The organism is Enterobacter sp. WP_7_1, assembly GCF_003688535.1.
GTDB classification, from domain to species: domain Bacteria; phylum Pseudomonadota; class Gammaproteobacteria; order Enterobacterales; family Enterobacteriaceae; genus Enterobacter; species Enterobacter asburiae.
On record NZ_REFK01000001.1, the window covers coordinates 1333665 to 1348552 of the forward strand.

11 protein-coding genes are annotated in these 14888 nt (G+C 56.5%); 2 read left to right on the plus strand and 9 right to left on the minus strand.

The window, feature by feature from the left end; all coding sequences use genetic code 11:
- Nucleotides 1-37: 37 nt before the first annotated feature.
- Both BJ885_RS06655 and BJ885_RS06660 read right to left on the minus strand, forming a co-directional pair.
- Nucleotides 38-721, minus strand: a complete 684-nt coding sequence (locus BJ885_RS06655; RefSeq protein ID WP_121931457.1) for a YrhA family protein — start codon at nt 719-721, stop codon at nt 38-40.
- A 10-nt stretch (nt 722-731) separates the two neighbouring features.
- Nucleotides 732-1847: a DUF6883 domain-containing protein gene (locus BJ885_RS06660; RefSeq protein WP_121931458.1), complete on the minus strand. Its 1116-nt coding sequence runs from the start codon at nt 1845-1847 to the stop codon at nt 732-734.
- A gap of 311 nt (nt 1848-2158) precedes the next feature.
- Between BJ885_RS06660 and BJ885_RS06665 the strand changes: the two genes are divergently transcribed.
- On the plus strand, nt 2159-2698 hold the full coding sequence (locus BJ885_RS06665) for a DUF2058 domain-containing protein (RefSeq protein WP_047647828.1): 540 nt from the start codon (nt 2159-2161) through the stop codon (nt 2696-2698).
- A gap of 7 nt (nt 2699-2705) precedes the next feature.
- Here BJ885_RS06665 and BJ885_RS06670 read toward each other — a convergent pair whose 3' ends face one another.
- Nucleotides 2706-3392 carry an RluA family pseudouridine synthase gene (locus tag BJ885_RS06670; RefSeq protein ID WP_121931459.1) on the minus strand — a complete coding sequence of 229 codons (687 nt, stop codon included), beginning with the start codon at nt 3390-3392 and terminating at the stop codon, nt 2706-2708.
- A 90-nt stretch (nt 3393-3482) separates the two neighbouring features.
- Nucleotides 3483-4088 (minus strand): FMN-dependent NADH-azoreductase, encoded by a 606-nt coding sequence (gene azoR / locus BJ885_RS06675; protein ID WP_008502313.1) that lies wholly within the window; start codon nt 4086-4088, stop codon nt 3483-3485.
- Nucleotides 4089-4293: 205 nt separating this feature from the next.
- Between azoR and hrpA the strand changes: the two genes are divergently transcribed.
- Entirely contained in the window at nt 4294-8196 is a 3903-nt protein-coding gene (gene hrpA / locus BJ885_RS06680; RefSeq protein WP_121931460.1) for an ATP-dependent RNA helicase HrpA, read from the plus strand.
- Between the two features lie 70 nt (nt 8197-8266).
- Here the strand turns inward: hrpA and BJ885_RS06685 are convergent, their stop codons facing one another.
- From BJ885_RS06685 to BJ885_RS06705, 5 genes are all read right to left on the minus strand, one after another.
- Nucleotides 8267-8926, minus strand: a complete 660-nt coding sequence (locus tag BJ885_RS06685) for an O-methyltransferase (protein WP_121931461.1) — start codon at nt 8924-8926, stop codon at nt 8267-8269.
- Nucleotides 8927-9001: 75 nt separating this feature from the next.
- Entirely contained in the window at nt 9002-10381 is a 1380-nt protein-coding gene (locus tag BJ885_RS06690) for an efflux transporter outer membrane subunit (RefSeq protein WP_121931462.1), read from the minus strand.
- On the minus strand, nt 10378-11460 hold the full coding sequence (locus BJ885_RS06695) for an HlyD family secretion protein (protein WP_121931463.1): 1083 nt from the start codon (nt 11458-11460) through the stop codon (nt 10378-10380). The genes BJ885_RS06690 and BJ885_RS06695 overlap by 4 nt, the downstream gene beginning before the upstream one ends.
- A gap of 22 nt (nt 11461-11482) precedes the next feature.
- Nucleotides 11483-13135: an MFS transporter gene (locus BJ885_RS06700; protein WP_121931464.1), complete on the minus strand. Its 1653-nt coding sequence runs from the start codon at nt 13133-13135 to the stop codon at nt 11483-11485.
- A gap of 158 nt (nt 13136-13293) precedes the next feature.
- Nucleotides 13294-14613, minus strand: a complete 1320-nt coding sequence (locus tag BJ885_RS06705; protein ID WP_059347814.1) for an MFS transporter — start codon at nt 14611-14613, stop codon at nt 13294-13296.
- Nucleotides 14614-14888: the final 275 nt, after the last annotated feature.

Sequence of the window (14888 nt, forward strand, 5' to 3'; positions counted from 1 at the left end):
TGGTTGCAAATACAACCAGCAATTGATGTTGCGGATTTCAGTTCACCGTATCAATCAGCGCGGACAACAATTCGCTGAAGTTAACATGTGTTTCAATGGCATAATCCGTCGATGCTTTATCACGGATCTCGAAACAGTCATCTGTGAAGTTGTAGGCAAACACGGACATACCATCTTCACCAATGAGTACCTTGTCAGTAAGGTTCGGATCAACATAGATTTCGTTGTTACGTATTTCAAAATTACGAAAGTAGATATTCGACCATACGGGCTCACCGTTCTCCGCCTGCACCAGGCTGTACAGCGTCAAACCGTTATACTCAAGTCCATCCATGATTTCGAACATACCAGAGTAGTCCAACCGGTTAACCATCAGGCGTTGGATATCCTCGTAAACTCTACTCTTCTGAGCATCCCATTCAGCAGGGGCGGCTTTGCGCATCAAGCCTGCCATTACGTCTGGATCAACTGGGTTGGCTACCGGGAAATTATTGTCAACCAGAAGTGTTTTAAGGATACCTGGGGTGAAATAACTCTTTAGCTGAGATGGAAGCAAAGCGGGCATTGCTATTGTTCTTCCTTCTTTGTCGCAAAACTCGACAAGATAGCCCAGTGTCGGGGTATCGAAAACCATAACAATTGTACCAACGGTCCCTTTTACCAGTCCTTCATCCGGTAAATCCTCGCCTAAAACCACAACGTCTAATTCGGTTCTTTTCATTTTTGTTTTCTCATTTTACGAATATGGTTGTCAGGCGAGGAACCAGGGCGTCTGTTTCATACATCCAGCCTGTACGCACGATCGTTGTTTCATCATTGACGCCTAAAATGGGCATATCGACAGCCATTGTTTGACCGTAATTATTCGCCTGCAACACTTTGGCTGGGGCCGATAATACGCCTTCCTGAATTCTTGCGGCTAAAACATCTGCATTAGTTGGGTTGTATCCCAGCGCTGACTCAAACACTCTGGCTTTGTGCCCCCCTGTAGGATGCGTTGAATCTAAAGCATAAGCCGCGAGTTTTTTCGGATCGATAACCGCGTGTTCAGCATTAACTAATATGCCATGCTTAGAGGTGAAGCCTTTTACATATGGGTTTTCAAGAGCTGATATTTTACTGAGACCCGATATTTCATCTATTTCGCTTAAAGGGTTCAACCTACCCATTGTTAATCCTGCCGCAACAGAGGCACCCGTAATGATTAACCCTTTGTTGCTCATGATTTGATCGTAGCCCGCTGGAGCATCCCCTCCAAGCTGCTGTGCGGTTTCATGGAACCCTTCAATATTGCCGTTATACACTCCACCTGCGGCCAGCAGTTGGCCAACGGCTTTACTGTTCAGGGTTTTCCCCGATGGTGCAATTGTTGGCCCGTAATAATCATAATGCATCCGTTGAGTGGGAGCAGGCTTCCTGCCTTGTCGATCGGCAATAACGTGCCGGTAGGCGCTCATGATTTCGTCCTTATACCATGCATGCCACGATGAGGAAGTAGGGGTAAAAATTAGCTCGCCGTTATTGTCGATATAAAACGGGTTCTGGTCGCTGCTCCAGCGCCTGGTGGTATCCACACCAACAAGCCAACCAATTTGCAGCTCGCGTTCTACTTCATCATAAATGGGATCTGCGTAGCTGCGATGCTTTCGTTCATAGGGTCTTTGATGTGGAGATACGCTATATTTTTTTTGGGGAAGACCAAAAGTGAGACTGTGACCGTTCACTTCATAAGAGAGATCGTAATGAATACACGCCTCTCTCAGCGAGCCCGCTGGCGTCAGAATGTATTGAAAATCTTCAGGGTTTAATTGCCGTGTTAAATCATGTGACCGGTAGAGTCGGAACATGCTGAATCCTTATCATTAAGCATCATTTCTCCTTTTAAGGGCATATTTTTTCTTCATACTCTTAATAAGAAAAAGCAGCCTACGCCTGAAGCGATCACAATTATTCAATCCACATCATATTCACGAATTGCTGATTTTTTTTAAGAAAATGACCTGACGATTTTTAATCACTCTTGCGGCCGTAACGTTAGTAAACGCTGAATAAATAATAAACAAGACTCAGGCAACAAAACGCCATGCCTACTTCTCTGGCACACGCTCCGCAATTCCCGCTATAATCCCCAAAATTTCCAACCGGTTTAGAAACAATCATGACAAAACTCACCTTACAAGAGCAGATGCTGAAAGCGGGCTTAGTTAGCAGCAAAAAAGCGGCGAAAGTGCAGCGCACGGCAAAGAAATCACGTGTTCAGGCGCGCGAGGCTCGGGAAGCGGTAGAAGAGAACAAGAAAGCGCAGATCGAGCGCGACAAGCAGCTGAGCGAGCAGCAGAAGCAGGCCGTGCTGGCAAAAGAGTTTAAAGCACAGGTGAAGCAGCTGATTGAGATGAACCGCATCACCGTGACGAGAGGCAACATCACCTTTAACTTCACCGACGGCAATCTGATCAAAAAAATCGAGGTCGACAAGCAAACCCAGGCTCAGCTGATCAACGGCCGTCTGGCGATTGCTCGTCTGGTCATCAACGCCAGCGGCGACTGTGAATACGCGATTATTCCGGCGGTGGTGGCCGATAAAATTGCCCAGCGCGATGCCGACAGCATCGTGTTAAACAGCGCGCTCAGCCAGGAAGAGCAGGACGAAGACGATCCGTACGCGGACTTCAAAATCCCTGACGATTTGATGTGGTAAAACGGATTCAGAACGGGGCGGCGTGACGGGCGTTAACCGGCTCTCCGCTCACGGGATGAATAAAATTCAACTCGCTGGCATGCAGCATCAGCCGGGGCGCGTCTTCCGCCCCCGGCGCTTCAAGACCGCCATACAGATCGCAGCCCAGAATCGGGTGCCCCAGCTGCTGGCAGTGAATACGCAGCTGATTGGTTCGCCCGGTCTCCGGTATCAGTTTCACCCGCGTTAACGGCAGTCCGGTACTCTGATAAAATCGTTCCACCACCCGATAGCGGGAGCGGGCGGGTTTTCCGTTGCGGGCGCAGATCGACATCAGCGGGAACAGCGCCGGATCTTTGGCAATCGGTGCGTCTATTATTCCCTCGTCGTTTTCCACATGGCCGCAAAGCAGGGCGCTGTAGACCTTCTCCACGCTGCGCTGGCTGAACTGCTGGCACAGCGCCGCGTTGATGGCCTTATTGAGTGCAACCACCATCAGCCCGGACGTGCCAAAATCCAGACGGTGTACCAGCGTGCAGCCGGGGAACGTCTGGACCAGACGATAATGGACAGAATCAAGGTTTTGCGGATTTTTGCCCGAGAGGCTGAGCAGACCGGAAGGCTTATCGATCAGCAGCAGATGTTCATCCTGCCAGAGGATCTCAATGTCGTCATGACACGGTGGGGCAATAAAAGAATCAATAATCGCAGACATCAGGCCGCCCGGCTGGAGAGTGGGAGCGGATGATAACGAAATGCGGGAGAAAAGAAAAACCCTCCCACCAGGCGGTGAGAGGGCAAAATCTTAGGCTGCTACCAGGCTGTCGATGGCGGCTTTCGCATCGGTCTGCGCTTTGGTCGCCACTTCCGGACCGTAAGCGATACCTTCAGCGAACACGAAGTTCACGTCAGTGATGCCGATGAAGCCCAGGAACAGGCTCAGGTACGGCGCAACCAGGTCGGTTGGGGTGTCTTTATGGATGCCGCCACGGCTGGTCAGTACGATCGCACGTTTACCTTTCACCAGACCTTCAGGGCCGTTCTCGGTGTAACGGAAGGTTACGCCAGCGCGCGCCACCAGGTCGAAGTAGTTCTTCAGCTGGGTAGGGATGTTGAAGTTGTACATTGGGGCGTTGATGACGATAACGTCGTGCGCCTGCAGCTCAGCAATCAGCTCGTCGGACAGGGCCAGCGCTTCCTGCTGACGTGGAGACAGCGGTGCATCGCTTGGGCGCAGCGCGCCAACCAGCTCGCCGTCCAGCACAGGAATTGGGTTTGCAGCCAGGTCACGCACGGTGATTTCGTCAGCGGAATGCTGTTCACGCCACTGTTCAACGAAGTAATCAGACAGCTGACCAGACTGAGAGTACCCTGCCAGAATACTGGATTTCAAAACTAATACTTTGCTCATGGGTGATTCCTGTTGTTGCATTTGATTGAAGGGGGGTGCCCCGTTGCTTGTTGACACTCTATTCACAATCCTGCCACAGAGATAGCGCAATATATCGAAGCCTATGTTCGAATTTTTTGAATAAGGCACGAAAGGCGTCGATGTGGTACTCTATAGCAATCATTAAAAAGAGAGTTTATCAGGGCGTGTACTGCCCTTTAACGCTATGACAGAACAACAAAAATTAACCTTCCCGATGCTCCTGCAACAGCTTGATTCTCTGATGCTGCGCGATAAACAGCGCTTTGTCCGCCGTCTGCACGGCGTGAAGAAGGTTAAAAATCCTGATGCACAACAGGCCATTTACCAGGAGATGGCGAAAGAGATTGAACAGGCGACAGGGAAAGTTGTGCTGCGCGAAGCCGCGCGTCCGGCAATTACCTACCCGGAAAACCTGCCCGTCAGCCAGAAAAAACAGGACATCCTTGAGGCCGTTCGCGACCACCAGGTGGTGATTGTTGCGGGGGAAACCGGCTCGGGGAAAACCACCCAGCTGCCGAAAATCTGTATGGAGCTGGGACGCGGGCTAAAAGGGCTGATTGGCCACACCCAGCCGCGTCGACTGGCGGCGCGCACCGTGGCGAACCGTATTGCCGAAGAGCTACAGACGGAGCCGGGTGGCTGCATCGGTTACAAGGTGCGATTCAGCGACCACGTTAGCGATAACACCATGGTCAAGCTGATGACCGACGGTATTCTGCTGGCGGAAATCCAGCAGGATCGCCTGCTGATGCAGTACGACACCATCATCATTGACGAAGCGCACGAGCGCAGCCTGAACATCGACTTCCTGCTCGGCTACCTGAAAGAGCTGCTGCCGCGTCGTCCGGATCTGAAAATCATCATCACCTCCGCGACCATCGACCCTGAGCGCTTCTCAAAGCATTTCAACAATGCGCCGATTATCGAGGTGTCAGGACGCACGTATCCGGTTGAAGTGCGCTATCGCCCGATTGTGGAAGAGGCGGACGATACCGAGCGCGACCAGCTGCAGGCTATCTTCGACGCCGTTGACGAGCTGGGCAACGAAAGCGCGGGCGACATCCTGATCTTCATGAGCGGCGAGCGCGAAATCCGCGACACCGCCGATGCGCTCAGCAAGCGCGACCTGCGCCACACGGAGATCCTGCCGCTTTACGCGCGCCTGTCAAACAGCGAGCAGAACCGCGTATTCCAGCCGCACGGCGGGCGACGTATCGTTCTGGCGACCAACGTGGCGGAAACCTCGCTGACCGTGCCGGGGATTAAATACGTTATCGACCCGGGCACGGCGCGCATCAGCCGCTACAGCTACCGCACCAAGGTTCAGCGGCTGCCGATTGAGCCGGTCTCTCAGGCTTCCGCCAACCAGCGTAAAGGCCGCTGCGGCCGTGTGTCGGAAGGGATCTGTATTCGTCTCTATTCCGAAGATGATTTCCTGTCGCGCCCGGAATTTACCGATCCGGAAATTCTGCGTACCAACCTGGCGTCCGTTATCCTGCAGATGACCGCGCTGGGGCTGGGCGACATCGCGGCGTTCCCGTTCGTCGAAGCGCCGGACAAACGCAACATTCAGGACGGCGTACGTTTGCTGGAAGAGCTCGGCGCCATTACCACCGACGAGCAGGCGACGGTCTACAAGCTGACGCCGCTGGGCCGCCAGCTCAGCCAGCTGCCGGTGGATCCGCGTCTGGCCCGTATGGTGCTGGAAGCGCAGAAGCACGGCTGCGTGCGCGAGGCGATGATCATTACCTCGGCGCTCTCCATTCAGGACCCGCGCGAGCGTCCGATGGACAAACAGCAGGCGTCTGACGAAAAGCACCGTCGCTTCCACGACAAAGAGTCCGACTTCCTCGCCTTCGTAAACCTGTGGAACTATCTCGGCGAGCAGCAGAAAGCGCTCTCCTCGAACCAGTTCCGCCGCCAGTGCCGCGTGGATTTCCTCAACTACCTGCGCGTGCGCGAGTGGCAGGATATCTACACCCAGCTGCGCCAGGTGGTGAAAGAGCTGGGCATTCCGGTCAACAGCGAGCCGGCGGAGTACCGCGAGATTCATATCGCGCTGCTGACCGGCCTGCTGTCCCACATTGGGATGAAGGATGCCGAAAAGCAGGAGTATACCGGCGCGCGCAACGCCCGTTTTTCCATCTTCCCGGGTTCCGGCCTGTTCAAGAAGCCGCCGAAATGGACCATGGTCGCGGAGCTGGTGGAAACCAGCCGCCTGTGGGGACGCATTGCCGCGCGTATCGATCCGGAATGGGTGGAGCCGGTGGCTCAGCACCTGCTGAAACGCTCGTACAGCGAACCGCACTGGGAGCGCGCGCAGGGCGCGGTAATGGCGACCGAGAAAGTGACCGTTTACGGCCTGCCGGTGGTCGCCGCGCGTAAGGTCAACTACAGCCAGATTGACCCGGCGCTCAGCCGCGAGCTGTTTATCCGCCACGCGCTGGTGGAAGGGGACTGGCAGACGCGTCACGCCTTCTTTCGCGAAAACCTGAAGCTGCGCGCCGAAGTGGAGGAGCTTGAGCACAAGTCCCGCCGCCGCGACATTCTGGTGGACGATGAGGCGCTGTTTGAGTTTTACGACCAGCGCATCAGCCACGAGGTGATTTCCGCTCGCCATTTTGACAGCTGGTGGAACAAAGCCAGCAAAGAGACGCCGGACCTGCTCAACTTCGAAAAGAGCATGCTGATTAAAGAGGGGGCGGAGTCGGTCAGCAAGCTCGACTACCCGAACTTCTGGCATCAGGGCAACCTCAAGCTGCGTCTGACGTATCAGTTTGAACCGGGTGCCGACGCGGACGGCGTGACCGTTCATATTCCGCTGCCGCTGCTAAACCAGGTCGATGAGGGCGGGTTTGAGTGGCAAATCCCCGGCCTGCGCCGCGAGCTGGTGATTGCGCTGATCAAATCCCTGCCGAAACCGGTGCGCCGCAACTTTGTGCCTGCGCCAAACTATGCGGAAGCTTTTTTAGGCCGCGTCACGCCGCTGGAGCTGCCGCTGCTGGACGCGCTGGAGCGTGAATTCCGCCGCATGACCGGCACCACCATCGACCGCGAGGACTGGAACTGGGATCAGGTGCCCGATCACCTGAAAATCAGCTTCCGCGTGGTGGATGATAAAAACAAAAAGCTGCTGGAAGGACGTTCGCTGAGCGAGCTGAAAGAGGCGCTGAAGGGGAAAGTTCAGGAGACGCTTTCTGCGGTGGCGGACGACGGTATTGAGCAGAGCGGGCTGCACATCTGGAGCTTTGGTCAGCTTCCGGAAAGCTACGAACAGAAGCGCGGTAACTATAAGGTCAAAGCCTGGCCTGCGCTGGTGGACGAGCGCGACAGCGTGGCGATCAAACTGTTCGATAACCCGCTGGAACAGCAGCAGATGATGTGGCGCGGGCTGCGTCGTCTGCTGCTGCTCAACATCCCGTCGCCGATTAAGTATCTGCACGAGAAGCTGCCGAACAAAGCCAAGCTCGGGCTGTACTTTAACCCGTATGGCAAGGTGCTGGATCTGATTGACGACTGCATCTCCTGCGGCGTGGACAAGCTGATCCACGAGGCGGGCGGTCCGGTCTGGACGGAAGAGGGCTTTGCTCAGCTTCATGAAAAGGTGCGCGCGGAGCTGAACGACACCGTGGTGGAGATTGCCAAACAGGTCGAGCAGATCCTCACCGCCGTGTTCAATATCAACAAGCGCCTGAAGGGGCGCGTGGATATGACCATGGCGCTGGGGCTCTCGGACGTGAAGGCGCAGATGGCGGGGCTGGTCTATCGCGGCTTTGTCACCGGCAACGGCTTTAAGCGTTTGGGCGATACGCTGCGCTACCTGCAGGCGATCGAAAAACGTCTGGAGAAGATGGCTATCGACCCGCACCGCGATCGCGCGCAGATGCTGAAAGTGGAAAGCGTGCAGCAGGCGTGGCAGCAGTGGCTTAACAAGCTGCCGCCGGCGCGCCGCGACGATGAAGACGTGCAGGCGATCCGCTGGATGATCGAGGAGCTGCGCGTCAGCTTCTTTGCCCAGCAGCTCGGTACGCCGTATCCGATTTCGGATAAACGTATTCTGCAGGCGATGGAGCAGATCTCCGGTTAAAACCCTTGCCCGTTTTTCTCCCTCTCCCTGTGGGAGAGGGTCGGGGTGAGGGCATCAGGCCGCACAATTTTCACCCGTTCACCATTGCCAGCGTAAACCCATCCCATCCCTTAACCCCCACCGTTTGCAGCGCGGTGGCGGTTAAGCGCGGGTTATCCCCAATCATCTCGATAAAACGGCGCACGCCCAGCACGCGCGCGTCGTCGCTTTGCCCGTTAACCACTTCGCCATCGCGCACCACGTTATCGCCGATAATCACCGTACCCGGGCGGGAGTAGTGAAGCGCCCACTCCAGATAGCCGGGATTGTTTGGCTTATCGGCATCAATAAAGATCAGGTCAAACGGCGTAACGTCACCTAGATTTTCGAGTGAATTCAGCGCCGGGCCTTCAATCAGTTCAATGCGATCGTTCAGCCCCGCGAGATGAATATTCTGGCGGGCAACATCGGCATGCGTCGTGTCAGCCTCGAGCGTAACCAGCTTTCCGTCCGGCGGCAGGGCGCGCGCCATCCAGATTGAGCTATAGGCGCCCAGCGTACCGATCTCAAGAATGCGTCTTGCCTGGGTCATGCGTACGAACAGCGCCAGAAGTTGCCCCTGATTGGCCGCAACATCGTGTTCGGGTAGCCCGGCGCGCTTGTTGTTTTCCAGTACCTGACTCAGCACGTCATCATCAGGGATAAGCGAAGAAATCATGTAATTATCTACTGCAGACCATTGTTGTTGCATAGATTGACTCCTTGGATTTTTCTCCCTCTCCCTGTGGGAGAGGGGCGGGGTGAGGGCATCAGCGCGCAAGGCGGTTCATGCATTCTTCCAGCCGCCGCCCAGCGCCCTGTACAAATCGATCTGCGCCAGCAGCAGATTATTTTTCACCTGCACCACGCTGGTCTGCACCGAGTACAGCGTGCGCTGCGCGTCCAACACGTCCAGATAGGAGGAGTAGCCGTTGCGATTGCGGTTCTGCGCAATGCGCAGCGTCTCCTGCGCCACATCCTGCTGGGCAAGCAGCTCCGTCAGCTGTTCCTGATAGCGCGTAATAGCATCAAGGCTGTTGTTCACTTCGGCAAACGCGTTACGCACGGTTTTTTCATAGGCGTACAGCGCCTGGTTACGCTGGGACTGGGAAATATCCACCTGCGCATTCAGCGCCTGGCGGTTCAGCAGCGGGGCGAGAATACTGCCCCCGACACTCCAGAGCTGAAGCGGGTTGTCCAGCAGGCCGGACAGGGTGCGATCCTGTATCGATCCTGTCGCTGTCAGGTTGATCGACGGCAGCAGGCTGGCGCGCGACGCGGCAAGCGAGGCGTCTGCCGCAACCAGCTGTCGTTCGGCCTGAACGATATCCGGCCGACGGTTCAGGAGCGTAGAAGGCAGCTGTGACGGCAGCGTCAGCGGCGTCAGCGCCTCAAAGCTTTCGCTGCGCGCTACCGCGCCGGGATTGCTTCCCAGCAGCAGGCTGAGGGCGTTCTCCTGCTGTGCAATCTGATGCTGCAGCACGGGAACCTGCGCCCGCGTTGAGCGGAGTTCGGAATCCGACTGCATCAGCTCCAGACGCGAGCTGTAGCCCGTCTCAAACTGACGTTTCGCGAGGTTAAATGCCTCTTCGCGTGATTTCAGCGTGGATTCGGTCACGCGCAGCTGTTCGTCAAGCGAGAGCAGGGTGACATACCCGGATGCAACGGAAGACGCGACGGTCAAATCCGCGGCGGCGGCGGCGGCTTTTTGCGCCTCCAGCGAGGCTTCAGCGGCATTGGCCGTGCTGCGGTTGACGCCCCAGATATCAACGTCATAGCTCGCCGTCAGGCTACCTCTGTACAGCGTGCCGTAGACTGGCAGCCCGGTCGCGGCAGATTGCGAACGGGCGCGCGTCCCCGTTACGCCCGCGTCAAGCGACGGAAACAGGCTGCCGTCGGCCGCAAAGACCCGCGCCTGATACTCGTTAATTCGTTCGCGGGCGATCAGCACGTCGCTGTTGTTCTTTAGCGCCCGATCCACATAGCGGTTGAGGTTGTTGTCGTGAAAATTGCGCCACCAGAGCTGCTCTGCCGGGCTGGCAGGGCCGGCGTCAGCACGCCACTGGGTGGGGATGTGCAGCGTCGGCTGCGCCGGTTTTACGTCAACGGACTGGCATCCGGCCAGCGTCACCGCCAGCACCAGGCCGGCAATCGGGCGAAGGGTCATTGTTTGCCCTCCCGCGTATCAATGGTCACCTGCACCGACATGCCTGGACGCAGCAGGGCGGACTCCTCAGGCTTGCCGAGCACCTCGATGCGCACCGGAATACGCTGGGCGATTTTGACAAAGTTGCCGGTGGCGTTGTCCGGCGTGATGGCGCTGAATTCAACCCCGGTTGCCGGCGAAATGCTCTCCACGCGGCCCTGATACGCTTTGTTGTTCAGCGCATCGACGGTGAATTTGACAGGCTGACCAACGCGCAGCTCCGCGAGCTGGGTCTCTTTAATATTGGCAATGACCCAGTGCTGAGGTGGGACGAGGGTGGTGAGATGGGTCCCTGCGGTTACGTACGCCCCGAGACGCACGGCAATCTGGCCGAGCTGGCCGTCGCGCGGGGCGGTAATTCGGGTGTTTTGCAGGTCAATTTGCGCCAGCTCCAGCGCCGCTTTCGCATTTTCGACATCCGCCTCCAGCGCGCCGCGGTTCACAATTACCGTCTGCAGATCCTGACGCGACATCTCAAGCGAGGCTTTGGCCTGCTCGATATCGGCGCTGCCCTGGGCCGCGCTGGCCAGCGCCGCGTCGCGCTCGCGAATGGAAAGCGATCCGTCAGCCGTCAAATCCTTCACGCGCTTTAAATCCGCCTGGGTTTTCAGGCTCTGGGCGCGGGCATTTTTCAGCGCCGCGTCGTTTTTGGCGATCGTCGCTTCGGCGCTTTTACGCTGCTGCAGGTTGTTATTGAGCGCGGCAATTTTCATCGCCAGCTGCGCCTCGGCCTGATGCACGCGCTGACGATAGATACGGTCATCAATCTGCAGCAGCAGGTCGCCTTTTTTAACCTGTACAAAGTCCTGAACCTTCACCTCGGTGATATAGCCATTCACCTGGGGTCTGATGAACGTCGTCTGACCGCGCACGTAGGCGTTGTCGGTAAACTGCGCGTGGCGGGTGAACGGCGGCAGCTGCCACGCATAAAGGATCACCAGCACGCCGACAATACCGATGGCGGCGGCGGTGAAAACGGAAACAATGCGCACATTTTTGCGGGTGTTGGCCTGCTCTTTAGCGGCATCCTGCTGACTCATAAACTCTCCAGAAATATTTCAATTATTTATTGCCGGTGGCGTTCTTAAGCGCCATACGGGCAGTAATGCGCAGGCGCAGCAAGCGCCATAAAATCCAGACCAGCGTGGCGGCAGCGATGCCCGCCGTCAGCAGGTAAGTATCGTTGTAGGCCAGAATATTCGCCTCAAGCGTCGTCACCGTTTGCAGCTGCGTTATCGCCTGCGTTCCCAGCAGCGAACTGTCGCCAATCAGGCTTCGGTACATCTGGGTGTAAATCTGGATACGCTCGTTGACCAGCGGATTGAGCGTGGTGAGCTGGTCCGCCAGCAGGCTGGAGTGGTACTTCTCGCGCCAGGTCTGGAAGGTTCCGAGGATCGCGGAGCCCAGCAGGCCGCCGAGGTTCTGACTCATGCCGAACATCACCGAGAAGCTGACCAGGTTACGCGGATCTGCAATCACCCCGCCAATGGCGGCCAGCATGGCGGGTGCCAGGAAGAAGGCGCTGCCGAAACCCAGCAGAAACTGGCTTAGCATCAGCTGATCCGGCCGGGTCAGGTTGTTGGACTGGCTGTCCAGCAGCGAGGCAACAATCATCAGCGCCAGAGAGGTGATAATCGGCCACGCCAGTTTGGTCGGCTTAATCGTGAGGCAGCTGGTGACAATCCCGCAGACGATCCCGGCGAAAATGGACCACGCCAGGTGGGTCATCTGCTCATTCTGTAACCCCACGTACTGCAGCCAGCCGATGACGCCGGTGTTTTGCTCTGCCAGCACGATGCGGATCAGCAGCATGATCAGCCCCAGACGGACGATGCTGCCGCTCGACAGCCAGCGGGTGTTCAGCAGCGGGTTGGCGCGGTTATGTTCAAAGACGATGGCAGCCACAATCAGCACCAGCGATAGCGCCAGCGACCAGCCGATCCACGGCGCCTCGAACCACCAGTCAAGGCGGCCCAACGAGAGCACGGCGCAGAGCAGGGCCATGCCGGGGGCCATTAAAAAGAAGGTGATGAAGTCTTTCTTCTCAAAGACCTTACGCCGATCGCCCGGCGGCAGTTTTAAGGCTATCACGCAGGCCAGAGAGATCAGCGCCAGCCCCAGCTCGAAGAAATAGAGCCCGCGCCACTCGTCCAGCTGCAGCAGTTCGGTCGAAAACAGGCGGGCCAGAGGGATAGCGAGCGAGGACCCGGTAATCCCGATGGTGAGCGCCTTCAGGCGGTGCTTCGCAGGCCAGGCCTGGATCTGATAGTAAATCCCCAGCGAGCTGAGCGCGGCGGCCACCATCCCGTGCGCGGCGCGCACCATCAGCGCCGAGCTGAGATCGTTAACGAACAGGTGGAAAAAGGTCACCAGCACGTACAGCACCAGAAAACCTTCCGTGAAGGCGCGCAGACCGTACTGCTGGCGGAACTTGACCAGCAGCAGGTTGATAGAGATGTTGGTCATGACGTAGACCGCGGGCAGCCAGGCGATTTCAGTCGACCAGGCCCCGAAGGTCCCCTGCAGATTTTGCAGGTTGGCGGTCACCACCGCATTTCCCAGCGCCCCCGTCAGGCACACCAGCAGGCCAACGACGCCGTAGGCAATGCGTTTTGGCGTAGTGTGCTCGGGTGTGGAAGGCGAACCCAGCAGGGCGGGTTTCTCATGTGGCTGCCACTCGCGAGGAGCATAAGGGTCGCGTTCGGGCAGGCGCATAACGTCGTTTACCTTAGAAATAATTGAATAATTAGCGGGCTAGCGATTCTACGTCTGCCGCAAATGATAATTCAAGTGAATATGATTTACGCATGTTAATCAAATGTAGAAGGGAAGTTTAAGGAAAAAGAGCGGCCCGAAAGTCGGGCCGACAACGATCAGAGATGTTCGGGCTGTGCCTGCAGGAGTGACGCTCGCTTAACGCGGCTGGCGCAGAAAATCGCGATTAGGGAAATGGCTACCGTGACGGCAAGATACCAGGCCACCGGAACCCAGTCGCCGTCATATTTTGCCAGCAGTCCGGTGGCAATCAGCGGCGCGGTACCGCCTGCCAGCGCGGCACCCAGCTGATAACCGAGCGTAATGCCGGTGTAGCGTACGTTTGCACTAAAAATTTCAGAGCACAGCGTGCCGAGTACCGCCGTTACCGGTGCCCACAGCACGCCAAAGGCGATGACCGTCGCGAGCACAATGCCCCAGGTTGTACCGGTATTGAGCAGCATAAACCACGGCACGATAAACAAACCCAGGATGATGACGCTCGCGGCATACATGCGTTGACGGCCAATTTTATCCGAGAGTAGCCCCATTAATGGGATCATAACCGTGGCCACCAGGGCTCCCAGCGTCACGGCTTCCAGCGCCTGAGACTTTTGATACGTCAGCGTCGTGGTGGCATAGCTCACGACAAACGTCGAGAAGATGTAGAACGGTGCGGTTTCTACCACCTTCAGACCGGCGGCAATCAATACTTCGCGCCAGTGGTGTTTCAGGGTATCGCGCAGAGGCGCTTTCGCCACCTGGCCCGATTGTTTTACCTTCTTGAAATCAGGCGTCTCGTCGATGTCCTTACGGATCCACAGGCCGAGCAACACCAGAACCGAACTCAGCAGGAACGGGATGCGCCAGCCCCAGGAGAGGAAGTCCTCCTCGCTGAACAGGGTCATCAGCGAGACGATAAAGGTCGCCATCAGCATGCCGATGGTGACGCCAGCCTGCGGAATACTGCCGAAGAAGCCTTTACGTTTTTCGGGCGCGTATTCGTAGGCCAGCAGCAGCGCGCCGCCCCATTCACCGCCAATGCCCATCCCCTGAATGATACGCATCAGGATCAGCAGAGCGGGCGCCCACAGGCCAATCATCTCATACGTGGGCAGCAGACCGATCATGACGGTTGCACCTCCCATCAAAGAGAGGGTAAGAACGAGGGTTTTTTTACGGCCGATGCGGTCGCCGATATGGGCGAAAAGTACCCCGCCAATGGGGCGAATGAAAAAGGTTAATGAGAAAGAGAGATAAGAGAGGATGAGCCCGATAACCGGATCGACCATCGGGAAAAAGATCTTATTGAAGACCAGCGCGGCCGCCGTGCCGTAGAGAAAATAGTCAAACCATTCAATGGCGCTCCCGGTAAGGCTGGCGATTAACACCTTCTTATTTTTTCGTAATACCGTCGTCGTACTTTCATGTTCTGTCATGACCTGAAACCCCGCCACGTTGATGATGTATGAGGTGTCACCTGGCGCGCTTCAGGTGCAACCTGTGATGATGAAAAAGGTTGTAAAATTGTTAAGCAACTTAGGGTTGGATGTTGTATTTGGCAAGCTAACGGGGGATGAAACTGGTCAGATCACGGTGAAATAAGCAGCGTTGGGTGCTTTTGCAGAGAGCATGTGCAACAGGATGTTTTGTATGTTGGAAAACCAAAAGCATAATATGCAGGTGCAACCCGATTGTTTTTGGATGTTTCTGG

Coding starts and splice junctions, on each gene's coding strand:
- BJ885_RS06655 (WP_121931457.1), bottom strand. CDS start 721: ATGAAAAGAACCGAATTAGACGTTGTGGTTTTAGGCGAGGATTTACCG.
- BJ885_RS06705 (WP_059347814.1), bottom strand. CDS start 14,613: ATGACAGAACATGAAAGTACGACGACGGTATTACGAAAAAATAAGAAG.
- BJ885_RS06665 (WP_047647828.1), top strand. CDS start 2,159: ATGACAAAACTCACCTTACAAGAGCAGATGCTGAAAGCGGGCTTAGTT.
- BJ885_RS06685 (WP_121931461.1), bottom strand. CDS start 8,926: ATGCAACAACAATGGTCTGCAGTAGATAATTACATGATTTCTTCGCTT.
- BJ885_RS06700 (WP_121931464.1), bottom strand. CDS start 13,135: ATGCGCCTGCCCGAACGCGACCCTTATGCTCCTCGCGAGTGGCAGCCA.
- BJ885_RS06660 (WP_121931458.1), bottom strand. CDS start 1,847: ATGTTCCGACTCTACCGGTCACATGATTTAACACGGCAATTAAACCCT.
- BJ885_RS06695 (WP_121931463.1), bottom strand. CDS start 11,460: ATGAGTCAGCAGGATGCCGCTAAAGAGCAGGCCAACACCCGCAAAAAT.
- hrpA (WP_121931460.1), top strand. CDS start 4,294: ATGACAGAACAACAAAAATTAACCTTCCCGATGCTCCTGCAACAGCTT.
- BJ885_RS06670 (WP_121931459.1), bottom strand. CDS start 3,392: ATGTCTGCGATTATTGATTCTTTTATTGCCCCACCGTGTCATGACGAC.
- BJ885_RS06690 (WP_121931462.1), bottom strand. CDS start 10,381: ATGACCCTTCGCCCGATTGCCGGCCTGGTGCTGGCGGTGACGCTGGCC.
- azoR (WP_008502313.1), bottom strand. CDS start 4,088: ATGAGCAAAGTATTAGTTTTGAAATCCAGTATTCTGGCAGGGTACTCT.